Here is a 24,326-nt window from a genome sequence, read left to right as displayed (position 1 = left end):
TTGGTAGCCGGCGGCGTAAGGTTTTCTGCCGCCTCCTTGCCGCAAGCAGGAAGGCGGTTTTTCTCATTTGGAATTGTTTGATCATGACTATTGCATCTCAACGCTACCTCGCCCTCGACGTCCTGCGCGGCCTGACCGTGGCCCTGATGATCGTCGTCAATACGCCCGGCGACTGGGGCAGCGTGTATGCGCCGTTCCTGCATGCCGAGTGGCATGGATTCACCCTCACGGACCTGGTCTTCCCCAGCTTTTTGTTTGTCGTCGGCAATGCGCTGGCCTTTGCGCTGGGGAAATATGAGCACCTGGGGCATGGCGCCGTGCTGGCCAAGCTGTGCAAGCGTAGTGCGCTGATCTTTTTATTGGGCTTCCTGCTGTATTGGTTCCCCTTCTTCAAGATCGACGACGCGGGCCAGTTCGCCTGGTCGCCGCTGTCTCACACGCGCATTCCCGGCGTGCTGCAGCGCATCGCCGTGTGCTACCTGGCCGCCGCCCTGATCCTGCATTACTGGAAGACACGGGGCGCGCTGGTCTTTAGCGCCTGCGCCTTGCTGGGCTACTGGGTCATCCTGGCATGCTTTGGCGACTACAGCTTGCACGGCAACGCGCCGGCCAAGCTGGATCTGATCTTGCTGGGCGACAGCCACCTGTACCACGGAGAAGGCATCGCCTTCGATCCGGAAGGTATCCTCGGCACCTTGCCCTCCATTGTCAACGTGATTGCCGGCTACCTGGCGGGCAGCTTGCTGCGCCAGACGGCGCCGGCGCAGCTGCGCTCCCGCCTGGTTCAACTGCTGCTGGCCGGCGTCATTTGCATGGCCGTGGCCCTGTGCTGGAATGAGGTGTTTCCGATCAACAAGAAACTGTGGACCAGCTCTTATGTGATGCTGGGCATCGGCCTGGATTTGCTGCTGCTGGCGCTGCTGATGTTCATCATTGACGTGCGTCAAATGAGAGGCTGGACCTATTTCTTTGAAGTCTTCGGCAAGAACACGCTATTCATCTACCTGCTGTCGGAAGTGCTGGTGATCATCGCATTTACCGTGCGCATCGGCGGCGATAAGCTCTACCAGTGGGTGTACCAGCAGTGGTTTACGGGCTGGGCGCCGGCGCGGCTAGGCTCGCTGCTGTTTGCCATCAGCTTCATGCTGCTGTGCTGGCTGATTGCCTGCGGCATGGACAAGCGCAAGATCTACATCAAGGTCTGACACGCCACATCAAGCTGCGCCGCGTCGACAGGGCAGCGATGCCCACCGTTTGCTGGACGGAGGCAAGGTCGAAAAAAAAGCAGCCCCGGCCTGAGCCGGGAACCGCTTTGCGCATGCTTGAGAGGGAGGAATTACTGTGCCGCTGCTGCCGGCGCCGCCGCTGCCGTGGCAGGACGGTTCAGCCACAGGATCCAGTAGCGGGCCAGGTCGCCCACGCCGTCGCTGCCCTTGACCGTTTCCAGGACCTTGATGGCGTCGTCTTTCTTGCCGGCCATGGCGTAGGAATAGCCTAGGCGCAGTTTGGCGTCTTCAGCACGCTTCAGGCCGCCCTTGGCGATGCCCTTCTGGATCAGGTCGATACCTTTGTCGAACTGGTCCATCGTCACGAAGGCGTAGCCGAGGTTGATCAAGCCCGTGCCATCCTTGCTCTTCATGGCCGAAGCTTCGCCGCTGGCGATGCTTTTCGCATCGTCGGCGGCCGCCTTGTTGGCCTGGTCGCGCAGTTTCTTGTGCTTGGCGGCATTCGCACCCGTGCCCAGCACGCCCTTTGCAAAGCCCGCGTCGAGGACTTTTTTCGCTTCCGTCGGGAAGGCGTTCTGCAAGGCGATTTCAGCCATGTCGCTGTAATCCTGTGGCGGCATGGTGCCTACGGCCTTGAATTGCAGGCGCAGCACGTCCAGCGCGAAGCGGTCCGAATAGCCGGCCTTGCCCTGCAGACGGCCCAGCAGGTCGGTCCAGTAGTCGTCCGACGGGTAGTAGCGCACGAGGTTTTCCATGGCGACCAGGTAGGTGGCCGGATCCTTGCTCTTCGAGCCCGTATTGGCCAGCAATTGCAGTTCCTCGAGGGTCGGCGTCTTGCCTGCTTGCTGCTTGGCCGTCAGGTCGGCCATCAGTTCCTGTTTCGCGCGCGCGAAATCGTTGCTGAAGTAATAGGCGCGGATGATGTAGGGACGCACGCTGCTCACGTCGCCTGTTTCCGTCTGGTAACGGGTGAACCATTTGATGGCGTTCGGGTAATCCTTGGCGTTGTAGTGGTAGTTGGCCAGTGCCTGGATGAAGTCGCCCTGGGCTTTCTTGTCCAGCTTGCCCGATTCGATCACTGCTTCCAGCGCCGTCATGGCCATAGCCGCATTGTTGGTGGTCGACGCCAGCGCTACGCGCAGGCGGTTCAGTACGAACAATTCGTAGGGCGTCAGGGCGGGAATGGCCGCTACCTGGTCGATGCGGCTTTGCACGTCGGCGTAGTTTTTTGCGTCCATCGAGGTCTTCACTGCGGTTGGATCGAGCAGTTTGAACACTTCAGGACGCACCGTGTCGGCCGGGGCGGCGGCGGGTGCACCGGCGGCAGCGGCTGGCTTGGCATCCTGCGCGTGCGACAGGGCTGGCAGGACGTTCAGGCCGATGGCGGCCAGGATCAGGCTGAGACGGGCAAGACGGAATTGGGACATGGTCAATCCTTCAATCAATAACAAAAATACGCACCGGCACTGGCTGCCGCAGCATCGCGCAGCGGCATCGCAAAGGGGCAGGGAATCTTAAAAAACACACATTCTGCCATTCCGCCCGTATAAGTCCAAGGGCGGCAGCATGATAAACAGCGGCTATTGTCACATAAACGGCTAAGCGGGTGCGGCAAACGTGCGCGCCAGTGCTTGCCCTGCGGCATCGAACAGCAGGCAGCGCTGCGGCGGCAGATGCAGGCGCATGGCGTCGCCCGCCCGGCGCAAGCCATCCTCGGCCGGCAGCTTGACGGCCAGCATCTCCGCCACGCCCGGCATGCTGGCGTAAACGATGGCCACGTCGCCAAGGTATTCGACATGGCTGACGGCCGCGTCGAGCACGTTGTTTCCCGCATGGCTGTCCGCATCGTCATGCTTGCGCAGGCTGACATGCTCGGCGCGCACGCCCAGGGTCAGCTGCTGGCCCGGCGCCACGGCGTCGCCGTGCGCCTCGACCTCGACCACGGCGCCGCCAGGCAGGCGCACGGCCACCGTGCCGGGGCTCGCCGCGACGGCCTCGCAGGCGATAAAGTTCATCTTCGGCGCGCCCAGGAAGCCGGCCACGAACAGGTTGCCGGGATGGTTGTACAGCTCGTGCGGACTTCCCACCTGCTCGATGCGTCCGCCGTTGAACACCACGATGCGCTCGCCCAAGGTCATGGCCTCGACCTGGTCGTGCGTGACGTAGATCATGGTGGTCTTCAGTTCCTGGTGCAGGCGTGAAATTTCCACGCGCATCTGCACGCGCAGCGAGGCGTCGAGGTTCGACAGCGGTTCGTCGAACAGGAATACCTTGGGCTTGCGCACGATGGCGCGGCCGATGGCCACGCGCTGGCGCTGGCCGCCCGACAAGTCCTTCGGTTTGCGCTTGAGCAAAGGCGTGATCTGCAGGATCTCGGCCGCGCGCTCGACGGCGGCGCGCACCTCGGCCTTTTTATGTCCGGCCAGGGAGAGGGCGAAAGCCATGTTCTCGAACACCGTCATGTGCGGATACAGGGCGTAGCTCTGGAAGACCATGGCCAGGCCCCGCTCGGCCGGCGCGATATCGTTGGCCAGCCGGCCGTCGATGTGCAGCTCGCCGTCCGTGATGTCTTCCAGCCCGGCGATCATGCGCAGCAGGGTTGATTTGCCGCAACCTGAAGGCCCCACGAAGACGATGAATTCGCCGTCGCCGATAGCGAGGTCGATACCGTGGATGACGGGATGCTTGTCGTCGTACAGCTTGACGATATTCTTTAAGACGATATGTGCCATGTGGTGGTTCTGTCCTAGTTGGCGCTGGCTGGCGCCTGGGGGGAATCGGCCTTGTTCAGGTCGGGTTTGCCGGCATCGGCCTTGGCGCCGATGCGCATGAAGCGCGACAGGATCAGGACGGGCAGGGCCGACACCAGCACCCACAGGAAAAAGGTCTTGTAGCCGAGCGCCGTCTGGATGTCGCCGCTGATCATCTTGAACAGCACGAAACCCAGCTGCATCACCCCTGTGGCGAACGCATAGTGGGCCGTCTGGTATTTGCCGACGGAAACCACCTGCATCATGAACAGGATCAGGCCGACGAAGCCGAAGCCATAGCCGAACATTTCCACGCTGAGCGCGGCCGTGATCAGGGTCAGGTCGGTGGGCATGCTGTGGCTCAGGTAATAGAACACCAGGTTCGGCAAGTTCATGGCCAGGATCAGGAAGAACATGGCGCGTTTCAGGCCCAGCCACGAAGTGAAGTAGCCGCCGCCTATGCTGCCCAGCAAAAAGGCGACGGTGCCGGCCGTGCCGTATACGGCGCCCACTTCCGTCGTCGACAGGCCCAGGCCGCCCAGCTCGCGCGCTTCGCGCAGGAACAGAGGGCCGATGGTCTGCACTTGCGCCTCGCCGGCGCGAAACAGGATAATGAAGGCGATCATGCCCCAGATGCCGGGCTTTTTCAGGAAGTCCACCAGCACGTCCCACAAGGTGCGGCTGATGCCGGCCACGCTCTTGTCGGCCACGGCCGAGTTGCGCACCTGCGGCAGGGCCCACAGGTGATACGTGGCCAGCGACAGCATCATGGCGCCGATGATCAGGAAGATGACCGACCAGGCGGGCTTGATGCCGATTTTTTTCTCCAGGTAGCCGGCCAGGATCACCAGGCCGCCCAGCGAGATGAATTTGCCGGCGTTGAAGAAGGCGCCTTGCCAGCCCGCGTAGGCCGCCTGCTGCTTGTCCGACAGGCTGGCGATATACAGGCCGTCGCAGACGATGTCGTGCGTGGACGACGCCAGCGCGGCGACGAACAGCACGGCGATGCAGGCGGCAAACCACAGCGGCGTTTGCAGCGCCAGTGCGATCAGGCCCAGGCTCAGGCCGCCAAGAAACTGGAACAGCACCACCATCGTCTTCTTGCTCGATGCCAGCTCCAGGAAAGGGCTCCACAGCGACTTGAAGACCCAGGCAAAACCGATCAGGCCCGTCCAGCGGGCGATCTGGTCGTTCGGCACGCCCATGCTCTTGAACATCAGGCCGGCCACCAGGGCCACGGCGTAGAACGGCAAGCCCTGGGCGAAGTACAAGGTGGGCACCCAGGAAATCGGGCTGCGGACGCCGCCCTTGCTACTGTTGCTGCTGATGCTTTTCTCGTTCATGGATGCTTCCTCGGGTCGTCTTGAAAGTCGGGTATTGCGTTCGGTGCGAAGGCGGCGGTCACTGGCAGCGCCGCCTGGCCTCTGCCATGATGATGCGGTCAGCCGCCTCCTGCGCGTACACGCCGGCGCCGGCCGGGTAGCGTGCGGCCATGGCCGCCAGGCGCTGCAGCCGGGTTCCCACGGCCTGCAGCGGCAAGGCGCCCGACGCCAGCGCGGCGCTGACGTCGTCCAGTGCGGCCGGCAGCTGCGTGGCATCGGCCAGCAGGGCCATGTCGGCGCCGGCGGCCAGGGCGCGCGCGCCGACATGCCCGCCCTGCGCGTCGATGCCGGGCGTGAGCAGCACGCCGCCGTAGCCCCACTGCTGGCGCAGCAAGCCATGCATCACCGCGTGCGACAGGCTGGCGGGCTGGTGTGCGTCGAGGGCCGGATACACCACGTGCGCGCTCATCATCGAGGCCGTCTGCGTGGCGGCCTGGCGAAACGGCACGAAATCGTGTTCTTCCAGTTGAGAGCGGGTCTTGCCGACGCTGGGGAGCTGGCCGCCGGCGCCGTGCTGCGGCAGGTACAGCCGCGCGCAGCACGCCACGCCCTCGGCCTGGCAGCCCGCCGTCCAGGCTTGCGCCATGGCGGCGGCTTGTTCCGGATCGCCCCCAAAGGCCTGCGCCGCGCCAGGCGCCTGTCCGGCGCCGGTGACAAGATTGATCAGGGGGGCCAGCAGCCAGTTGATACCCAGGGCGCGCAAGCCGCGCGCCGTCGCCGCGCCCGTGCCGTTGGCCAGCTCCGCGTCACCATGGGCGCACAGGTCCATGGCGCCCGGTGGCTGCGGCAGCCAGGCCGGGTATGCCGGGGGGATGCCGGCCGGGTCGATGGCGATCAGCGCCTGCGGACCCAGGGCGCGCCGCAAGTCCGTGCTCAAGCGGGCCAGCTGCGCCGCATCGCGCAGATTGGCCGCGCGCAGGCACACGGCGCGCACGCCGTTGGCCTGCAGCCATTGCGCGCCGGCCGCATCGAGTTCGGTACCGGGCATGCCCGTCATCAGCAGCTGCCCGGCGAGGCGGCGCAGGTCGGTGGCGATGGTGGCGCTCATTTGACCGCGCCGTCCATGCCGCGCATGAAGAAGCGCTGGGTAAACAGAAAGGCGAGCAGGGTCGGCACGATGGTGATCAGGGTGCCGGCGGCGATCACGCGGGTGCTGCTGCCGAAGGTGCCGCGCAAATACAGCACGCCCACCGAGAGGGGGAACTCATCGGGCTTGCTCATGACGATGGAGGGCCAGATATATTCATTCCACGATTCGACGGCCGTCAGGATGCCCACGGTGGCCAGCCATGGCGTAATCAGGGGCAGCATGATGCGGCTGAAGATCACCCACTCGCTGGCGCCATCGACCCGCGCCGCGTCGATCAGGTCTTGCGGCACTTCCTCGAACGCTTGCTTGAGCAGCAAAATGGCCACGGCCGTCACCACGTTGGGCAGGATCACGCCCGTGTAGGTGTCGACCAGGCTCATTTGCGTGATAGTGATGAAGTTGACGAGGAAATTGACTTCCGACGGCAGCACCAGGGTGGCAAGGATCAGGCCGAACACCAGCTTGCGGCCACGAAATTTCAGGCGCGCCAGCGGATACGCGGCCAAAGAGCACAGCAGCAGTTTCCAGAACACGGTGAATACGGCGATCAGCACCGAGTTCTTGAAAAACGACCAGATGGGGATGGCCTGGAACACTTCGATGAAGTTGTCGAAGGACGGCGCCTTTGGCCAGAAGGTGGGCGGGAAGGCGAAGATATTGCCCTCCGTGGATATGGCTGTCACCAGGGTCCACCAGAACGGGAAGACGCAGACGACGGCGATCGCGCACAGCACGGCATAGTGGCCCAGCATTTGCAGGCGCGTTTTCAGGGGGCGGGAACGGGTTGTCATGGTCATTGCCTGTCAGCGGTGCTTGGGTTTCAAATAGCGCAGGCAAAGCAGGGCGATGGCTATGCAGAACAGCGAGACGACGAAACTGGCGGCCAGTGCGCGCGGCAGTTTCAAGTGTTTGAGGCCCTGGTCGTAGGCGTAGTACAGCGCCGTGAAGGTGGAATTCATCGGCCCGCCCTGGGTCAGCACGTCGACTTCCTGGTAGGCTTTCAGGGCCGCCAGCACGGACAGGATGGAGCACAGCATGATGGTCGGGCGCAGCATCGGTACGGTGATCTTCCAGAAGCGCTGCCAGCGGTTCGCGCCATCGAGCATGGCCGCTTCCTGCATGTCCGACGGGATAGCTTGCAGCGCCGCCAGGTACATCACCATGTACCAGCCCAGGCCGCGCCACAGGGTCACGAACATGACGGCAAACAGGGCCAGGCTGTCGTTCGTCAGCCAGCCCACGGGGGCGTTCACGAGTTTCAGGGTCATCATCACGTAATTGAGCGCGCCCTGTTCGTGGAACATGAAGCCCCACATGATGCCGACCACGGAAACGGTGGTCACCACGGGCACGTAGAAGGCGGCGCGGAACAAACGGATGCCGGGCAGGCGGTTGTTCACCAGCACGGCCAGCACGATGGCGCCTACCTGCACGAAGGGCACCATCAGCAGGAACAGCAGCGAGTTTTTCAGGCCAGAGACGAACATCTCGTTGTTGAAGATGTAGCGGAAGTTATCGAGGCCGACGAAGCGCGTTTCGCGTATCAGGCTGTAATCGGTGAACGCCAGCACGGAGCCGTAGCCGACGGGCCAGAAGGAAAAGGCGGCCAGCAGCAGCAGTGCCGGGGCGAGGAATAGCCAGGCTTGCAGGGTGTGGCGATGGGCGAGTTTCATGGTGTCCTCAGTGGCGCGGCAGGGTGGCCAGCTTGCGGTTCCAGATGGCGACGGCCTGGTCCAGCGCCTGCTTGACATCCTGCTTGCCCGTCACGCCCGCCTCGACGGCTTTCACCAGCGAGCGGCGCAGTTCGTCGTAGTCGTCGATGCCGGCCACGTACAGGGTGCGCGAGTGGCCCATCGACAGGGCGCCAGCGGTCACCGCCTTCTCGGCGGCGCCTGCGTTTTTCGGCGTGGCGAGGAAAAACGGGTCGGCCGCCGCCTTGACGGTGGTGGGGAAGACGCTGGCCTGGCGCGCGAAGGCCAGCTGGTTGTCGTCGTTCGTCAGGAAGCGGGCGAACTTGCCCACCGAGGGCAGCAGGCGCGCCGGTACGCCTTTCGGAATCGCGAAGTGCACCAGCCAGCCGCCGTCGGCAATGCCGGTGGGGCCCAGCGGCGCTGGCGCCACGTCGGTGATGGCGTAGATGTCTTTCGCATCGCCGCGGATGCGCTGCATGGCCGTCGGCGGCGCCAGCAGCATGCCCAGGCGGCCGCCCTTGTAGGCGTCGATCACGGCCGGGAAGTTATCTTCGGCGAACAGGCTCTCTTTCAGCAGGCCGCCGACTTTGTACGTGTCGGCCAGTTTCTGCACCAGCGCCACGTGCTGCGGCGAATTGAAGACGGCGCGGTTGTCGGTAATGACGGCCAGGCCCTGCTGCATGAACAAGCCGTCGATCTTCGACAGGGCGGGGGCGATGCCGGCCTTGCCCGTGCGTTGCGCGATCTGGCGCGCGAACGCCAGCTGTTCGTCGAGGCTGGCGGGGCCGCGCGTGAGGCCCGCTTGCTTGAAAATGGCGGTATTGAAGGCGATCACCGCGACATTGCTGTACATGGGGAAGCCGTAAGTGCGGCCCTTGAAGCGCAAGTCGTCCAGGGCGCTGGGAATGTAGCTGGCGCGCGCCTCCGCGATCAGGCCATCGACGGGCGTGAGCAAGCCGTCGCGCGCATATTCATCGGCCCAGGGCACGTTCAGGCTGACCAGCGCGGGCGGCGTGCCGGCCACGATGCGCGTGACCAGCTTGGTCTGGATGACGTCCCACGGGAAGTCGATCCATTCGATCTTGACATCGGGATTCTGCGCCTCATAGCGCGCCACCACCGCATTGAAATACGGCGTGAACTTGGGCTTCATGCTGAAGGTCCAGAATTCGATTTTCTCGGCAGCCCATGCCTGTGGCGCGAGCAGGCCCGCGCAGGCAAACACTGCCAACAGTCTCTTGATCGTCATTTTTATCCTGGAGCGTGGCGCTCCAATGTCCATGAGTCCGCGGCGCGGGTACATGCCCTTGCCGTCTCTTATATTCGGGTACTGCTGCCGGCAGTCGCGCCCCGTGCCGGGGGCGCAGCTGCCGGATACTGCTTACATACTGCTTAGTTGGTCTTGGTGACCTTGCTCAGGTGGCGCGGCGCATCCGGGTCCATGCCGCGCGCCGCCGACAACTTGGCCGCCATCACGTAGAAGGACTGGATGGCGACGATCGGATCGAGATCCGGCGTGGCGGCCACGGGCAGGGTCAGGTCGCGTTCGGCCACGTCGGCGGGGGCCGCCAGCAAGACCTTGGCGCCGCGGCCGCGCATTTCCGTGGCCAACTGCAGCAGGCCGGCCTGGGTCGGGCCGCGGGTGGCAAAAATCAGCAGTGGGTAGCCGTCTTCGATCAGGGCCATCGGGCCATGCTTGATTTCTGCGCCGCTGAAGGCTTCCGCCTGCAGGGCCGATGTTTCCTTGAATTTCAGTGCTGCTTCCAGCGCCACGGGGAAGCTGATGCCGCGCCCCACGACCATGATGTTGCGGGCCGGGGCCAGCACGTCGATGGCGGGCGACCAGTCCACGCGGGTCGCTTCAAGCAGCGCTTCGGGCAGCGCTTCCAGGCCTGCCTGCAGCTCGGGGTCGTTCTGCCACTGTGCCACCATGCGCGCGCCGGCGACCAGGCTGGTGATGAAGCTTTTCGTCGCGGCGACGCTTTGTTCCTTGCCCGCGCGCAGGGGCATGGCCCACTCGGCGGCGTGCGCCAGCGGCGACTCGATATCGTTGACGAGGGCCACGGTGGTGGCGCCGCCGTCGCGGAAGTAGCGGATCGGCTCGACCACGTCGGGACTCTGGCCCGATTGCGAGATCGAAATGGCCAAGGTATCCCGCGTCACCAGCGGCGACTTGTTCAGGGTCACCAGCGACATCGGCAGCGACGCGACGACACGGCCCAGGCGTGCCATGATCAGGTAGGCGACGTAGTTGCAGGCGTGGTCCGAGCTGCCGCGCGCGATGGTCAGCGCGGTCGAGAACGAGGTGCTCCTCAATTTGCGGCCCAGTTCCGCGTAGCGTTCCGTGTCGCTGTCCAGTTGCAGGGCGACGCATTCGGCGGCGGAAATGGCTTCTTTAAGCATCATTGAGGTCACAGATTTCTCCTTCTATATACACAGCTTTGAGTTTGAGATCGCGATCGAGTACCACCAGATCGGCGTAAGTGCCGGGGGCCAGCCGGCCGCGTTCTTCCAGGCCCAGGTAATCGGCGGCGTTGGTCGACACGCGCTTGGACGCGTCGGCCAGGTCCAGTCCCAGTCCCACCAGATTGCGCAGCGCCTGGTCCAGGGTCAGGGTGCTGCCCGCCAGGGTGCCGTCGGGCAGGCGCACGCCGCCCATGCATTTCTGCACGGCGTGGCGGCCCAGCATATATTCGCCGTCCGGCATGCCGGTGGCGGCGGTCGAATCGGTGACGCAGTACAGGCGCGGAATGGCGCGCAGGGCCACCTTGATGGCGCCCGGATGCACGTGCAGCAGGTCGGGGATCAGTTCGGCGTATTCGGCGTGCGCCAGTGCGGCGCCGACCATGCCCGGCTCGCGGTGATGCAGGCCGCTCATGGCGTTGAACAGGTGCGTGAAGCCCATGGCGCCATGCTCCAGCGCTGCCACGCCATCTTCATAGGAACCGAGCGTGTGGCCGATCTGCACGCGCACGCCGGCGTCAGCCAGGGCGCGCACCAGGTCCAGGTGACCGGCGATTTCCGGCGCCACGGTGATGACGCGCAGTTTGGCCAGGGTTTGCAGGCGTTCGATTTCGGCCAGCGTGGCGGCGCGCGCGTAGTTGGGCTGCGCCCCGAGCTTGCCCGAATTGATGTATGGGCCCTCCAGGTGGGCGCCCAGCACGCGCGCCGTGTTCGGGCGGCGGTTGTTGGCTGCGATGCCGATGGCCGTCAAGGCCATGTCGATATCTTCCGGTGGCGCCGTCATGGTGGTGGCCAGCAGGCTGGTGGTGCCGTGGCGCGCATGGATGGCGGCGATGGTGTAGACGGCTTCGCCGCCTTCCATGATGTCTTTGCCGGCGCCGCCATGCACATGCAGGTCGATGAAGCCGGGCAGGATGTAATCGTCGCTATTGCTCGACGGGTGGAGGGAATCGCCCGTGATGCTGTCGACGCGCTCGCCGAAGGCGATGGCGCCGTGGATCCAGCCGCCGGGGGTAAGGATATTGCCTTTGATAGTGCTGCTCATCTGCGCGACTCCGCTACGAATTCATAATAATCACTGCGGCAATACGAGTGGGTCAGTTCCACCGCTGCGCCGTTGTCGAGATAACTGACACGGGTGATGTGCAGCATGGCTTCACCCGTCTTGATATTGGCCAGCTTGGCCTGTTCCGCCGTGGCGTTGACGGCGCGGATATGCTGCAGCGCGCGCATCGGGATGGTGCCGCGCGACTCCAGGTAGCCGTAAAGCGAATCGGTCACCTGTTGCGGGTCCGGCATGTACAGCGCGGGGATGGTGGTCGTTTCGATCGCCATCACCACTTCATCGGCCGTGCGCAGGCGGCGCAAACGCGCCACCGGCATGTGCGGCGAAAGGCCCAGCGACAGCAGTTCCAGCGGCGCGGCCGCGCCGATATCGCGCTGCAGCCAGCGCGAACCGGCCGTAAAGCCCCGCTGGCGCAATTCTTCCGAAAAGCTCGTCAGGCGCGACAGCGGCTGTTCCAGCTTGGGCGTGATGTAGGTGCCCGAGCCGCGCTTGCGCGTCAGCATGCCCCGGTCGCACAGCATGTCGATGGCCTTGCGCGCCGTCACGCGCGAGATTTCCAGGATCTCCGACAGCACGCGCTCCGAGGGCAAGGCCTGGTTGGCGCGCCAGTCGCCGCTGGCGATACCGTCCGACAGCATGTTCGCCAGCTGCATGTAGAGCGGCGTGTCGCTGGCGGGATTGGGTTTGAAGGCGGACAGTTTGGCCAGCATGGTCATTGCTCCTGCAAGTGCTTGCGTATCAGGCGCAGGCCGCCTGCGGCCGAGTCGCCCTGTGCCGGCACGACCAGTTGCAACAGTGCCGCCGGCAGGTAGCTTGACAAGGGCGCCGCCAGGCCGCCGCACAGGGCCACGGGCAAGGTGCCGGCCGGGTCCAGCGCCCTGGCGATGAGGGCGATCTGCCGGCCCGCTTCGTTCAGGATGCCATGTGCCACGGCATTGCTGGCCGCGTGTTCGAGTACCAGCCGCGCCAGTTGCGCGAAAGTGGTCTGGCTGGCGGCGGCCAGCCACACCTGCATGGCGTCGCGCTGGCCGCCGCAGGCGTCGATGATGGCCGTGGCGAAGGTGCTGCCGGGTACGCGCCCATCGACCACCTGCTGCGCGTGGTTGACGGCGCGCATGCCGATCCAGGCGCCACCTGCTTCGTCGCCGGAAGGAAAACCCCAGCCGCCCACTTCGTGACGGCTGCCATCGGCGTGCAGCACTTCGCCCACGCTGCCGGTGCCGATGGCAACGATGACGCCCGGCTGGCCCGCGTGGGCGCCCAGCAGGGTGGTCAGGGCATCCGATTCCAGTGCGACGGCGGCATAGCCGGGATTGTGTTCGACAAAGCTGGCAGCCCACTGTTTGTTGTGCACGCCGGCCAGGCCGAGGCCGATAGCCATGCGCTGCAGGGACGGCTGTTCCAGGCCGGCGGCGCGGAAGGCCAGCGTGACGGCATGCGCCACGGACGTCCAGGCCCGTTCGATGCCCAGTCCCAGGCCGGATGGGCCGCTTTGTCCCTGTGCCAGTTCCTGGTTATCAAGGCGCGCCAGGCGTACGCGGGTGCCGCTGCCCCCGCCGTCGACGCCGATTATGTATTCGATCATGTTGTGCAGCCCCGCATGTGGTTGATTGCGCCTGTCTCGTTTTTTTATTTGTCGGGCGGAGAAAAAGCTGAAGGCACTATATTGTCGCCTCGATGGCTTGTCAACAGGTATTTAAGTGGTATTAATAAATGCCTTGCGCGATGCCGCACCGTACCCGACGAGGAGGTTGCAAGTTACTGTTAGTAAAGGGTTTTTTATGTATCGTGAATGGTATTGAAATTGGCCTTGTTCAATGCCAATTTTTACCGAGTGGTCTATGTCTGGTGTTGCGCTATTGCTTGTATGCATGCTTGGCAAGGCGCGCCATGAAGAGTAAAGTCCGCCTTTTACACCTGAGTTGGAAGAGCATGATGAACGACAAGGCAGCAAAGAGCGAGTACTGGGACGACTGGCAGCAAGAGGCGCTTGCCGCCGGCGTGTCGGCGCCGCTGGCCGCGCTGGGCATGGAAATGATGCGCACGCACCGCAAGAACCGCTGGCCGAAGGATTTCCTGGGCCGCGAAAGCGATGGCCCGGTCATGATCGAAATGTGCCTGGAAGACGAGGCGGAAACGGAATTGTTCTTTATCGAGAACCTGTATCCCTACGATGCGGCGTTGATCGAGAAGACGCGCCGCCGCCTGTGCCTGCACTAGGCTGAGATGCGCGCGTGACTGGAACGGCCGCCTTGTGCGGCCGTTTTGCTTTTCGGGTGGCATTTTCATGGGGGAGTGTCATAATGGCCCAGGCATTTCCGCCCAAGTATGGAGTAGATGATGAGCAAGGCACAGGACAGCAAGAAAGAAGCCAAGAAGGAACCGGCCAAGAGCATGAAGGAAAAGAAGGAAGCCAAGAAGGTCAAGAAAGAAGAGCGCAAGCGCTGATCATGCGCGTGCGCCGTTCATTGACGCGCCCGTGGCGTGCGCCGGCCGTGCTGGCGGCGTTCGCCCTGCTGGCCTTCGGTGTTCCCGTGTCCGGCGTGCTGGCGCAGCAAAAGGCGCCGCCGTCCACCTTCGGGCAAGTGGTGGGCAATGCCGTGCTGTGCATCGACCAGATCGACAACAAGGCCTTCTATGCCTATTTGCTGACGGCTTTCGGTCCTGCCTACAAGCATGAAGGCGGCGCCTACTGGTTCCGCACGGACGCCACCCTGTGGGGCGCGAACATTACCGACGTGATCGTCAGCGACGACACCAGCCCCCTTGTCTTCATGGGCGTGGTGGCCGATTCGACGCCGGAAAAGCTGGAGCCGGCCATCCGCAGCGCCTCTGGCCTGCGTTTCAATAAACTCGACAATTCCGCCTTTCCTGTCCGTGGTTCTGTGCCCGGCAGTAAAATCGTCTACTTCCGTAGCAAGGCGAAAGTGTATTGCGCCAAATACAAACCGTTGCCGCCCGCCCGCACCCGATGAGGGTACCGGCTTGCCGCCGCGCATTTTGATTGTTTCATCCGCAGGGTCTCCATGTACACGCATTATTTCCAGCTCAAGCAATCGCCGTTCTCGATCGCCCCCGATCCCCGCTACCTGTTCATGAGCGAACGTCACCGCGAAGCACTGGCGCACCTGCTGTATGGCGTGGGCAGCGGCGGCGGCTTCGTGCTGCTGACGGGAGAAATCGGCGCCGGCAAGACTACCGTGTGCCGTTGTTTCATGGAGCAGATTCCGGAAAATTGCCAGCTCGCCTACATTTTCAATCCGAAACTGTCCGTCGAAGAATTGCTGCTGTCGATCTGCGAGGAATTCCGCATCGCCTTGGCGCCCGGTGTGGCCAGCGTGAAAGGCTATGTCGACGCCATCAATGCGCACCTGCTGGCCAGCCATGCGCAGGGCAAGAACAATGTGCTGATCATCGACGAAGCGCAAAACCTCTCCGCCGCCGTGCTCGAACAATTGCGTTTGCTGACGAACCTGGAGACGAGCGAGCGCAAGCTGCTGCAGATCATACTCATCGGCCAGCCGGAATTGCGCGTCATGCTGGCCCGTCCCGAGCTGGAACAGCTGGCGCAGCGCGTCATTGCCCGTTATCACCTGGGTTCGCTGACAGCCGAGGAAACGGCCAGCTATATCCGCCACCGCCTGGCCGTGGCCGGCAGCACGGCGCAGACGCCGTTCGCCCCACGTTTGATGGCGCAGATCCATGCCATGAGCCACGGCGTGCCGCGCCGCATCAACCTGCTGTGCGACCGCGCGCTGCTGGGCGCCTACGTGGAAAACCAGCCGCAGGTGACGCGCCAGATATTGCGCCGTGCCGCCGAGGAAGTGTTTGCGGAAGAGGGTAGGCCGGCGGCCGGACGGGGCTTGCGCTGGCCACATGTGGCTGGCGGCGTGCTGGCCGGCGCCGTGGTGACGGCCGCGCTGGCCTGGCAGTTCATGCCGCGCCCTTCCTCTGTGCCCGCTGTATCTGCCGTGGCCGCCTCGCAGCCGGCCGCATCCGCCGTGGCGGCTGTCGCCGCATCCGCGCCCGCGCCGGCCAGCGTGCCAGACCGTAACGCCGTGCTGCGCCAGCTGGCCGCCCTGTGGGGCGAGCAGTTGCCGGCCGGCGATGCTTGCCAGGCGGGTGCGCGCGCCGGACTGCGCTGCCTGCACAGCCGGGGCGGCATCGCCGAACTGCGTGTGCTGGACCGTCCAGCCATGCTGGCCTTGCGCGATGGGCAAGGAGTTGAAAAGCTGGCGCTGCTGACCCGGCTGCAGGGCGAGACCGCCACGCTGATGCTCGATGGCAAACAGCAAGGCCTGCCCCTGGCCCAGCTGGCGCAGCGCAGCGATGGCAGTTTCACTACCTTCTGGCGCGCCCCACGCAATTGGCGCGACGAAGTGCCGCTGGGGGGGCGTGGCGCCGACGTGGACTGGCTGGCGCAGCGCCTGGCGCAACAGCGGGGTTTGCCGGCACCGGCCGCCAACCTGCCGCTCGATGCCGAAATGCAAGGCCAGCTGCGTGCTTTCCAGCAGAGCCAGAACCTGCGGGCCGATGGCCTGGCGGGTCCGAAAACGTATATACGCCTGATGCAACTGGGTGACAATGCGGAGCCGCGCCTGAGCAGCGCAGCTTCTGCCGTGGCAGCACCCGCTGCGACGGCGATGGTGGCGGGGAAATAAGATGTCTTACATACTAGAAGCACTGAAAAAATCGCAGGCCGAGCGCCAACTGGGCGAGTTGCCCTCGATTCACGCACCGCAAGTGCAGCTGCACGATGCCGCCGCGTCCTCTGCTGCGCGGCGCGCACCCGTCTGGCTGGCGCTGGGCGGCGTGGGCGTTGCCGTGGCTGCCGCGTTGCTGCTGTGGCAGCCTTGGCGGGCGGGCGCGGCTGCGCCTGTCGTCCCTGCCGTGCTGGCCCAGGCTGTGCCCGCGCCCGTGGCTGCCTTGCCAGCGGCTCCTGCGCCCGCGCCTGTGGTGGCCTCCGTGCCGCCAGCGGCCATCGCCGCACCCGTGCACCATGCCAGGCCTGTGGCGGAACCGAAGCAGGAGATGCCCGGTCAAACTGTGCCGCCGCCCGTTGCGGCCCCCGCGCCTGCGGCGCCGCCCACGCCCGCCGTAGAGGAAACGGTGGCTGGCATGCGCGACCTGCCCGAGCCGATACAGCGGCAAATCCCCGCCATCGTCATCGGCGGCTATATCTATTCAAAGAATCCGGCTGACCGTCTGTTGCTGATTGACAAGGTCCTGCGCCACGAGGGCGAGGAGCTGGCGCCGGGCCTGGTGTTGGAGAAATTACAGCCGAAGGCTGCCATCTTCAGTTTCAAGGGCTACCGCTACCGCGTGCCGTATTGACTTGTTGCGCATCAGGGCCGGGCCGCCATGACTGAACCAAACTGGCTTGGCCTGCTCGAACCAGGGTCGCTGCGACCGTGTGCGCGGTCGGGGAGCTGCAATGATTGCTGCCACCACTGCTGGTGAGAGTGTTCTTGATGCGACTGGCTTGGGAAAGATGGCGCGTATCGATCAGATCGTCGTGCTGATGATGGAAACCGCTCGTTCGACCACATCCTCGGCTACCTGAGCCTGGAAGGCGGGCGCGCCGGGCCAGCCATGCCAATGTGCATGCGGGCGTGGCTTACCCCGTGCACCATGTGCGGCGCACGGCCTTCGCTCCGCAGCAAGACCCGTCGCATACGGGCCTGTCGCTGGCGCAGCAATTGCAAAACAATAACGGCGGCTTCATCGGCGACTATGGGCAAACGCATCCGGGGGATTCCGACATCGATATGGTGCTCGGTTACTGCAATGGGGACAATTTGCCCGTGCAATGATTTCCTGGCGCAGGACTTCGCCCCGCTGGCGCTGGCGGGCGAGCTGGCTGCCGTTGCCCCCGCGCCCGTGCAATCGGAGGCCGAAGCGGGTGTGATCGCCGCACAGCGGCATGTGGCGCGCCCGGCCAGGAATGCGCAGTTGGCGCATGGCAAGACAGCGCCCCGGCCGGCGGGCCGGTGCTGGCGGTAGGGTGGCAAGCTGGCTCCCGCTAATGCCGGGAGTGGCGGAAAATCCGCACGCGCTCGCGACAGGCGCTGGCGCCGGTGGGGCTGCGTATAATCATTCCTTCTCAATCAAGGAGTGACCATGCACGATGCGATGCCCACCCACCCGGTACTGGGGGTGATCGGCCGTTCCGGGAGCGGCAAGACGACCCTGCTGGAATTTGTGGTGAAGGAACTGGCGGCGCGGGGCTTGCGCGTCAACCTGGTCAAGCACAGCCACCATGACCTGGCGCTGGAGCCGCCGCAAAAAGACAGCGCCCGCTTGCGCCTGGCCGGTGCGGCCGAAGTGCTGGTGGCGTCGCCGTATCGTTTTGCCATCGTGCATGAGCTGCGCGGCGCGCCCGAGCCTAGCCTGGCGCAGCAATTGGGCCGCATGGGGCCGGCGGACCTGACCCTGGTGGAGGGTTTCAAGACGGACCCCATCCCCAAGCTGGAAGTGTTCCGCCCGGAAGTGGGGCAGGCGCCCCTGTATCCGCATGATCCGCATGTGATCGCCGTCGCCTCCGACAGCCCGGCGCCGGCCGACCTGCGCGAGGGCGTGCAATGGCTGGACTTGAATGTACGCGAGCACGTGCTGGCATGGTTGCTGCACAGGCTGGAAAAATAAGCTAAAGGTTTGCCGGCAGCATCCGTTAACAAGGGTAGAACCTCATTGGAGAAACGTATGGACGTCGGAAGCATTGCTCAACTATCAACTACGATGGCGGAGACAGGCACGCGGCAAGCCGTCGGCTTGACTGTCCTGAAAAAAGCCCAGGATATCCAAAGCTCGACTGCCACAGCCTTGCTGGCAGCCCTGCCACCGATACAGGCCGCGCCTAGCCTGCCGGCTCACCTCGGTAACCGCATCAACACGACAGCCTGAGCGCAGTCCCGCGGCGCCAGTCCGGCGCTCGCCATTACCATGCCCACACCACCGTCGCCGACGGCGGCGCGTGGGCATTTTTGTTTGCCTTCTTGCGTGCCTTCCTGCCTTCCTTCCGCCATCTTTCCCGCACCTGTCAAATGAACTCATTGATCATGGTTCGCCATGGCGCGGCCGATTCAGTAAAATGATGTGCATTAGCGCGCGTTGTCCATCGTGCAGTCTGCGGCGTGCCATGATTTGCCGCTGATGTACTGGTGACTTACCGATTACTTTGACCCATGCAAGAGGATTATCCATGAACAAACGTCAAGCTCTCATCGCCGCCGCCCTCGCGGGCCTCTGTGCCGGCACCACCGTCCATGCTGCCGCGCACGATGGCCCCGCCCCTGGCGACAAGGAAAAATGCTACGGCGTCGCCAAGGCAGGGCAGAACGATTGCGCCTCGTCCGACGGCGCGCATTCCTGCGCGGGCCAGGCGGAGGCAGACAACTTGCCTACGGAATGGACCTATGTTGCCAAGGGCACGTGCGAACAGGCGGGCGGCTCCGTCAAGCCCATCAAGGCCGGCAAGGCCGCCAAGCCAGCCACCCAACCGTAAGCGTCCGCAGCCTGCCCATGCCGCCAGTTCCCGCGCTTGCCGGCGCCGGCGTCGGCTTGCGCGCCGCGCACTACCGCGACTTCCTGGCGCGCCGGCCTCGCGTGGGCTGGCTGGAAGTGCATACCGAAAATTATCTGCAGCCGTCGGGCTGGGATAGTCATGTGTTGTGTGCCCTGCGCCACGATTACCCGCTCAGCCTGCATGGCGTGGGCCTTGGCCTGGGTTCCGCGCGGGGCTTTTCCGAGGCCCATTTGCAGCGCGTGCGCGGCGTGGTGGAGCGCGTCGAGCCGGCCCTCGTGTCGGAACACCTGTGCTGGGGCGCCGTGGCGCAGCAGCAACTCAATGATCTGTTGCCGCTGGCCTTGAATGGCGCCGCCCTGGATTTGTTGTGCGCAAGAGTGGGGCGGGTGCAAGATGTGCTGAAAAGGCCGATCTTGCTGGAGAATGTATCCACTTACCTGCGTTTTGCCGACGATGCCATGAGCGAGGCGCAATTCCTGGCGGAGCTGGCGCGTCGCAGCGGCTGTGGACTGCTGCTCGATATCAATAACCTGTATGTCAACCAGTGCAACCACGGCGAAGATGCCCTGCTAGCCATGCAAGCCATCGCGCCGGGCAGCGTGGGCGAACTGCACCTGGGCGGCCATCTGCTGACGCCGCAGGCCGTGATCGACCACCATGGCGCCGCCGTCGCCGATCCCGTCTGGGACTTGTATGCGGCCGCGCTGCTGCGCTTTGGCGCCGTGCCCACCCTGGTCGAATGGGATACGCATTTGCCGCCGCTGGATATCCTGTTGGGTGAGGCGGACAAGGCGCAGGCCATGCTGGCGCGTCATGCACCACAGGCGCCATGGCAGGGAGCGGCGGCGCCGCCGGCCGCCACTGCCGCTCCCGCCGAAACACTGGCGCAGCAGCAGCAAGCTTTTGCCACGGCCCTGTTTGATCCCGTGGCGGCCCTGCCATCCTTCGCGGGGACGGCGGTGCAGGAGCGCTTTGCACTGTATCGTGGCAATGTGAGCGCCACCTGGCGCCGCACCCTGGGTCAGGCATATCCTGTCGTGCTGGCGCTGGTAGGCGAGGATTTCTTTGCTGGCCTGGCGCGCGCGTATGGCCGGAAGATGCCATCCGATAGCGCGGATTTGAACCAGTTTGGCGCCCGTTTCGCCGATTTTCTCGCTGCTTTCCCGCCTGTGGCCGCATTCCCCTATTTGCCGGACATGGCGCGCCTTGAATGGGCCGTGCACCTTGCCCATTACGCGGCCGATGCGCAGGCGCTGGCGCCCAAGTCGCTGGCCGCCTTGCATCCTGATCAGCTGGAAGTGCGCCGTTTTACCTTGCATCCCGCTTGCGCCTTGCTGGCATCGAACTGGCAAGTGGCGGCCTTGTGGCAGGCGCATCAGGAGGGTGAGGGGCAGGGGATGTTTCCGCAGGATATGCAGGTGGCGAGCTGGGTGCTGGTATGTCGGCCGCGCTGGAAGCCGCAGGTGCAGGTAGTGGATGCGGCCGCGCACGCGGCCTTGCTGGCCTTGCAGCAAGGAAAAACGTTTGGCGCCGCGCTCGACGTGGCATTCGAGCAGGACCCGGCATTTGACCTGGCGGCACACTTGCGCCAGTGGCTGGCGCATGCGGTGCTTGCAGCGTAATGGCCTACTCGAAGGCCCGCAGCACGCGCGCTTCGCCCGTCTGATCGCGGTACAGGGCATTTGCGGCCAGGGTGGCGTCCATCATGCGCGTCACTTGCTCTTCTTCGAAGCGGGCGAGTTCGGCAATGGCCGCGACGAGGGCCAGTTCCAGCCTGGCGCGCGCGCTCTGGTACAGGCTGCTAGTGTATTTGTCTGTGTTACGCAGTAATTCTTCCGCGTTTTCTATCACCTGGCGCAAGTCGCCGATCAGGCGTTCCTGGCTGCGCGTACCTTGTTCGGGATGGTCCATGGCGCTTCCCTTCTGCAATCGATATTTATATGACAATAACGACATGTTGCAGCTTGATCCGGGCAGCCGGGCTGGCAGGCATGCTGGCTGGACGCATGGGGCTGCTTTCGCGCCCCATGCCGGCGTCAGACAGGAGCGACGACCGTGATACGGATATCGCCCACGCTGACGACCTGACCGGCGCGGATCTTGGCAGTCTTGCGCAATTCCTTCTTGCCATCGACCTTCACCACGCCGCTATCGACCATGACCTTGCCAGCGCCACCACTGTCGCACAAGCCCACCAGCTTCAACAGCTGGTTCAGCTCGACGAACTCGGATGTTAAATCAAAGCTTACTTTTTGCATTGTATCCCTTATTGCAATGATGTGTTTTAAACACTTGGTGACGGCATCAACTAAGGTCATAGTTTACATGAAGCCAGGGATAATGCAGGCTGAGCTTTAACTTTTGTTGGGTCGCGTCATCTCCAATGGCACGATCCATGCACTGAATTGCTCTTCCGTCACAAAGCCCAGGGCCAGTGCCGCTTCCTTCAGGGTCGAGCCTTCGTGCTGGGCCTGCTTTGCAATTTGCGCCGCCTTGTCGTAGCCGATGTGGGGCGCCAGCGCCGTGACCAGCATCAGGGAGCGCTCCATCAGTTCGGCGATGCGACCACGGTTCGGCGCGATGCCGTGTGCGCAATGCTCGTCGAAGCTGCGCATGCCGTCGCCCAGCAGGCGCGCGCTTTGCAGGAAGTTGTGCGCGATCAGGGGCTTGAAGACGTTCAGTTCGAAATTGCCCGAGGCGCCGCCCACCGTGATGGCGACATCGTTGCCAAACACCTGGCAGCACAGCATGGTCAGTGCTTCGCACTGGGTAGGATTGACCTTGCCCGGCATGATGGAGCTGCCCGGCTCGTTTTCGGGGATGGTGATTTCACCGAGGCCGGAACGGGGGCCGGAGGCCATCCAGCGCACGTCGTTGGCGATCTTCATCAGGGCCGTGGCCAGGGTTTTCAGCGCGCCATGGGCAGCCACCAGTGCATCATGGGCGGCCAGGGCAGCAAACTTGTTGCTGGCTGTCTCGAACGGCTGGCCCGTCAGGCGCGCCAGTTCCGCGGCGATGCGGTCCGCAAATTCCAGGTGGGTATTCAAGCCCGTGCCCACGGCCGTGCCGCCGGCGGCCAGTTGCAGCAGCGGCGGCAACGATGCCGCGATGATGTGCTCGGCAAAGTCCAGCTGCGCCACATAGCCGGAAAATTCCTGGCCCAGGGTCAGCGGCGTCGCATCCTGTAAATGGGTGCGGCCGATCTTGACGATGTCGGCAAACTCCGTGGCTTTTGCGTCGAGCGTGGCGCGCAGCTGGCGCAGCGGCGGCAAGACTGTATTGGCGACGGCCAGGGCGGCCGCCACATGGATGGCTGTAGGGAAAATGTCATTCGAGGACTGGCCCAGGTTGACGTCGTCGTTAGGATGCAGCAAGCGTTCTTCTCCCCGCAAGCCGCCGATCAGCTCGGAACCGCGGTTGGCCAGCACTTCGTTCATGTTCATATTGCTTTGCGTGCCAGAGCCCGTTTGCCAGACGGCCAGTGGAAATTCAGCGTCATGCTTGCCTGCCAGTACTTCGTCGGCTGCTTGCGTGATGGCGATGGCTTTCTTGCCATCCAGTAATCCCAGGTCCAGGTTGACGTGGGCGGCCGCGCGCTTGACGGTGGCCAGGGCGGCGATCAGTTCGGGCGGCATCTTTTCCGTGGAGATATGGAAGTGCTCAAGCGAGCGCTGCGTTTGCGCTCCCCAAAGCCGGTCGGCGGGTACGTCGATCGGGCCGAAACTGTCGCGTTCGATTCTGCTACTCATGGCATCCCTTTCATCGATGGAGGTGGATCGAGTGTACTCCAGGCGTCCAAAAGACACAGGATGATGCTGTATTGCATCATTTTTGCCATGGCCCATCTATATTTTTGCGATTTCCTGCCGTTAAAGACAGACGAGTTCCCCTTATTTATCTTGTTATCAAAGCGATCAGTCCATGCAAAGCAGCATTGTTCCCCGTTGGTCCCTGATCGCTTGCGCCGCCGCCAGCCTGGCCTTGGCGCCTGTTATGGCGGCCGAACTGGGCGAGATGGCGGTGCTGTCCCATGTGGGCCAGCCCCTGCTGGCGGAGATCGAATTGACCGCCCTGGCGCCCGAGGAAGCCAGCGGCGTGGCCGTGCGCCTGGCCTCGCCCGATGTGTACCGGGGTGGCGGCATCAGCATGGACCCGGCCCTGCAAACCTTGACGATCAGCCCGCTGGAGCGGGGTGGGCGGCAGTATGTGCGTGTGGCTACCCGGCAAGCGATCCAGGCAGGCCACGTCCATCTGTATTTATTATTGGGCAATGGTAGCGGCGCCGTCGTGCGCCTGGGCACCTTGTGGCTGACGCCAGCACCGCCGGCCGTCGCCAGTGCGCCAGTCAGGCCCGTCATTCCTGTGCCCGTGCCTGTGCCGCTGGCACAGCCACTGCCGCGCGCGATGCCCGGCGCGCCGCCGGCCGATGCCGCCGCGCTGGCGGCCCGCGCGCGCGCCGAGGGCCTGGTGCGTCCGGCACGCGTGTTTGTGCCGCCGCCCGTCGCGCCCATGCCATCTGCCCCGGCGCTGCGCCCGGCGCCGTTGCGCCGCGCCACTGCGCCCGTGGCAGCCTGCGCGCCGCAGGCCAATATGGAGCAGGCGCAAGCATGCGTGGCGCTGGACCAGAAAAACGCGGCCCTGAATGAAAAGCTCGGCGAATTGGAGGGCAAGATCGGCGCCTTGCAAAAGGCGCTGGCGCTGCCCGTCGTCACCGAACCAACCGCTCCACCGGCTGCCATACCGGCTGTGGCGGAAGCGCCGCATGCCAAACCCAAGCCCCTGCACGCGGCGCCGGCAGCCGACAAGGAAAAGAAAGCGGGCGGCAATGGTTTGATGTGGCTGCTTATCGGCACCCTGGCCTTCCTGCTGCTGACGGCGCTCGTCGTGTATGCCGTGCGTAAGCGCAGGCAAGCGGTGGGGGCGGGCACGCCGTCGAAATACTGGGTCTTGCTGCGCAAACCGTTCAGCCGCAAGAAGAAGGATGTGCCGGTGCTGACGGAAGCGCTGGAAGAGGACGCGGCCGAGGCGGAAGCGGAGCCGTTCTCGCGTTAACGCTGCTGCAAGGCCGCGCCCAGATTTGATATAAAAAAAGATATTGAAAAAAGATAGAAAGTGCCTGTCTATCGTGTTGCC

At 64.2% G+C, this 24,326-nt stretch carries 27 protein-coding genes; 13 read left to right on the top strand and 14 right to left on the bottom strand.

Translation table 11 applies throughout. The features are described from left to right. Nucleotides 1–83 precede the first annotated feature (83 nt). Nucleotides 84–1,205 (top strand): heparan-alpha-glucosaminide N-acetyltransferase domain-containing protein, encoded by a 1,122-nt coding sequence (locus C8C89_RS25580; protein WP_133993905.1) that lies wholly within the window; start codon nt 84–86, stop codon nt 1,203–1,205. 131 nt (nt 1,206–1,336) lie between these two features. On the opposite strand, the gene C8C89_RS25575 is transcribed toward C8C89_RS25580, so the two are convergent. The 11 genes from C8C89_RS25575 to C8C89_RS25525 form a co-directional block, all read right to left on the bottom strand. Then, nucleotides 1,337–2,653 (bottom strand): hypothetical protein, encoded by a 1,317-nt coding sequence (locus tag C8C89_RS25575; RefSeq protein ID WP_133993903.1) that lies wholly within the window; start codon nt 2,651–2,653, stop codon nt 1,337–1,339. A gap of 171 nt (nt 2,654–2,824) precedes the next feature. After that, nucleotides 2,825–3,958, bottom strand: a complete 1,134-nt coding sequence (ugpC, locus tag C8C89_RS25570; protein WP_101484170.1) for a sn-glycerol-3-phosphate ABC transporter ATP-binding protein UgpC — start codon at nt 3,956–3,958, stop codon at nt 2,825–2,827. Nucleotides 3,959–3,972: 14 nt separating this feature from the next. Beyond that, nucleotides 3,973–5,319, bottom strand: a complete 1,347-nt coding sequence (locus tag C8C89_RS25565; protein ID WP_101484171.1) for an MFS transporter — start codon at nt 5,317–5,319, stop codon at nt 3,973–3,975. Nucleotides 5,320–5,377: 58 nt separating this feature from the next. Continuing rightward, nucleotides 5,378–6,406: a glycoside hydrolase family 3 N-terminal domain-containing protein gene (locus C8C89_RS25560; protein ID WP_133993901.1), complete on the bottom strand. Its 1,029-nt coding sequence runs from the start codon at nt 6,404–6,406 to the stop codon at nt 5,378–5,380. Next, a complete protein-coding gene (locus C8C89_RS25555; RefSeq protein WP_101484895.1) occupies nt 6,403–7,239 on the bottom strand; it encodes a carbohydrate ABC transporter permease in 837 nt (278 codons plus the stop codon). The genes C8C89_RS25560 and C8C89_RS25555 overlap by 4 nt, the downstream gene beginning before the upstream one ends. A gap of 12 nt (nt 7,240–7,251) precedes the next feature. Beyond that, entirely contained in the window at nt 7,252–8,121 is an 870-nt protein-coding gene (locus tag C8C89_RS25550; RefSeq protein ID WP_133993899.1) for a sugar ABC transporter permease, read from the bottom strand. A 7-nt stretch (nt 8,122–8,128) separates the two neighbouring features. Next, nucleotides 8,129–9,388 carry an extracellular solute-binding protein gene (locus C8C89_RS25545; RefSeq protein ID WP_133993897.1) on the bottom strand — a complete coding sequence of 420 codons (1,260 nt, stop codon included), beginning with the start codon at nt 9,386–9,388 and terminating at the stop codon, nt 8,129–8,131. 143 nt (nt 9,389–9,531) lie between these two features. Continuing rightward, nucleotides 9,532–10,545 carry an SIS domain-containing protein gene (locus tag C8C89_RS25540; RefSeq protein ID WP_101484175.1) on the bottom strand — a complete coding sequence of 338 codons (1,014 nt, stop codon included), beginning with the start codon at nt 10,543–10,545 and terminating at the stop codon, nt 9,532–9,534. Then, the gene (gene nagA / locus C8C89_RS25535) at nt 10,535–11,647 is read right to left on the bottom strand and encodes an N-acetylglucosamine-6-phosphate deacetylase (RefSeq protein WP_101484176.1); all 1,113 of its coding nucleotides are present in this window, start codon (nt 11,645–11,647) and stop codon (nt 10,535–10,537) included. Before nagA ends, C8C89_RS25540 begins: the two co-directional genes overlap by 11 nt. Further along, nucleotides 11,644–12,378 carry a GntR family transcriptional regulator gene (locus C8C89_RS25530; protein ID WP_099374772.1) on the bottom strand — a complete coding sequence of 245 codons (735 nt, stop codon included), beginning with the start codon at nt 12,376–12,378 and terminating at the stop codon, nt 11,644–11,646. Before C8C89_RS25530 ends, nagA begins: the two co-directional genes overlap by 4 nt. Before the next feature lie 2 nt (nt 12,379–12,380). Then, complete coding sequence (locus tag C8C89_RS25525; RefSeq protein ID WP_101484177.1) at nt 12,381–13,253, bottom strand: BadF/BadG/BcrA/BcrD ATPase family protein; 873 nt, start codon at nt 13,251–13,253, stop codon at nt 12,381–12,383. A gap of 347 nt (nt 13,254–13,600) precedes the next feature. On the opposite strand from C8C89_RS25525, the gene C8C89_RS25520 reads away from it, so the two are divergent. The 11 genes from C8C89_RS25520 (at nt 13,601) to C8C89_RS25475 (ending at nt 20,815) form a co-directional block, all read left to right on the top strand. After that, nucleotides 13,601–13,888: a hypothetical protein gene (locus C8C89_RS25520; protein ID WP_034759823.1), complete on the top strand. Its 288-nt coding sequence runs from the start codon at nt 13,601–13,603 to the stop codon at nt 13,886–13,888. Nucleotides 13,889–14,118: 230 nt separating this feature from the next. Further along, nucleotides 14,119–14,643, top strand: a complete 525-nt coding sequence (locus C8C89_RS25515) for a hypothetical protein (protein WP_133993895.1) — start codon at nt 14,119–14,121, stop codon at nt 14,641–14,643. A gap of 51 nt (nt 14,644–14,694) precedes the next feature. After that, nucleotides 14,695–16,329 carry an ExeA family protein gene (locus C8C89_RS25510; protein WP_101484179.1) on the top strand — a complete coding sequence of 545 codons (1,635 nt, stop codon included), beginning with the start codon at nt 14,695–14,697 and terminating at the stop codon, nt 16,327–16,329. Nucleotide 16,330: 1 nt separating this feature from the next. Continuing rightward, a complete protein-coding gene (locus C8C89_RS25505) occupies nt 16,331–17,002 on the top strand; it encodes a general secretion pathway protein GspB (RefSeq protein WP_133993893.1) in 672 nt (223 codons plus the stop codon). 100 nt (nt 17,003–17,102) lie between these two features. Next, on the top strand, nt 17,103–17,231 hold the full coding sequence (locus C8C89_RS27560; protein ID WP_279587415.1) for a hypothetical protein: 129 nt from the start codon (nt 17,103–17,105) through the stop codon (nt 17,229–17,231). Between the two features lie 49 nt (nt 17,232–17,280). After that, nucleotides 17,281–17,481 carry a hypothetical protein gene (locus C8C89_RS25500; RefSeq protein ID WP_133993891.1) on the top strand — a complete coding sequence of 67 codons (201 nt, stop codon included), beginning with the start codon at nt 17,281–17,283 and terminating at the stop codon, nt 17,479–17,481. Next, on the top strand, nt 17,456–17,671 hold the full coding sequence (locus tag C8C89_RS25495) for a hypothetical protein (protein ID WP_133993889.1): 216 nt from the start codon (nt 17,456–17,458) through the stop codon (nt 17,669–17,671). The genes C8C89_RS25500 and C8C89_RS25495 overlap by 26 nt, the downstream gene beginning before the upstream one ends. A gap of 117 nt (nt 17,672–17,788) precedes the next feature. After that, a complete protein-coding gene (gene mobB / locus C8C89_RS25490) occupies nt 17,789–18,313 on the top strand; it encodes a molybdopterin-guanine dinucleotide biosynthesis protein B (protein WP_101484183.1) in 525 nt (174 codons plus the stop codon). 57 nt (nt 18,314–18,370) lie between these two features. After that, nucleotides 18,371–18,571, top strand: a complete 201-nt coding sequence (locus C8C89_RS25485; protein WP_034759798.1) for a YjfB family protein — start codon at nt 18,371–18,373, stop codon at nt 18,569–18,571. Between the two features lie 298 nt (nt 18,572–18,869). Continuing rightward, entirely contained in the window at nt 18,870–19,172 is a 303-nt protein-coding gene (locus C8C89_RS25480) for a DUF2282 domain-containing protein (protein WP_101484184.1), read from the top strand. 17 nt (nt 19,173–19,189) lie between these two features. Beyond that, the gene (locus C8C89_RS25475) at nt 19,190–20,815 is read left to right on the top strand and encodes a DUF692 family multinuclear iron-containing protein (RefSeq protein ID WP_133993887.1); all 1,626 of its coding nucleotides are present in this window, start codon (nt 19,190–19,192) and stop codon (nt 20,813–20,815) included. Nucleotides 20,816–20,819: 4 nt separating this feature from the next. Here the strand turns inward: C8C89_RS25475 and C8C89_RS25470 are convergent, their stop codons facing one another. From C8C89_RS25470 to fumC, 3 genes are all read right to left on the bottom strand, one after another. Beyond that, nucleotides 20,820–21,104, bottom strand: coding sequence for a hypothetical protein (locus C8C89_RS25470; RefSeq protein WP_101484186.1), 285 nt, complete (start codon nt 21,102–21,104; stop codon nt 20,820–20,822). A 125-nt stretch (nt 21,105–21,229) separates the two neighbouring features. Then, complete coding sequence (locus C8C89_RS25465) at nt 21,230–21,451, bottom strand: RNA-binding S4 domain-containing protein (protein ID WP_035825476.1); 222 nt, start codon at nt 21,449–21,451, stop codon at nt 21,230–21,232. Nucleotides 21,452–21,547: 96 nt separating this feature from the next. Next, nucleotides 21,548–22,942 (bottom strand): class II fumarate hydratase, encoded by a 1,395-nt coding sequence (gene fumC / locus C8C89_RS25460; RefSeq protein ID WP_133993885.1) that lies wholly within the window; start codon nt 22,940–22,942, stop codon nt 21,548–21,550. 172 nt (nt 22,943–23,114) lie between these two features. Here fumC and C8C89_RS25455 point away from each other — a divergent pair, with 172 nt between their 5' ends. Continuing rightward, nucleotides 23,115–24,245: a hypothetical protein gene (locus C8C89_RS25455; protein ID WP_133993883.1), complete on the top strand. Its 1,131-nt coding sequence runs from the start codon at nt 23,115–23,117 to the stop codon at nt 24,243–24,245. The last annotated feature ends 81 nt before the right edge of the window (nt 24,246–24,326 follow it).

It is taken from the genome of Janthinobacterium sp. 75, assembly GCF_004365495.1.
Taxonomy (GTDB): Bacteria; Pseudomonadota; Gammaproteobacteria; order Burkholderiales; family Burkholderiaceae_D; genus Janthinobacterium.
This window is presented reverse-complemented; position numbering and strand designations above follow the sequence as displayed.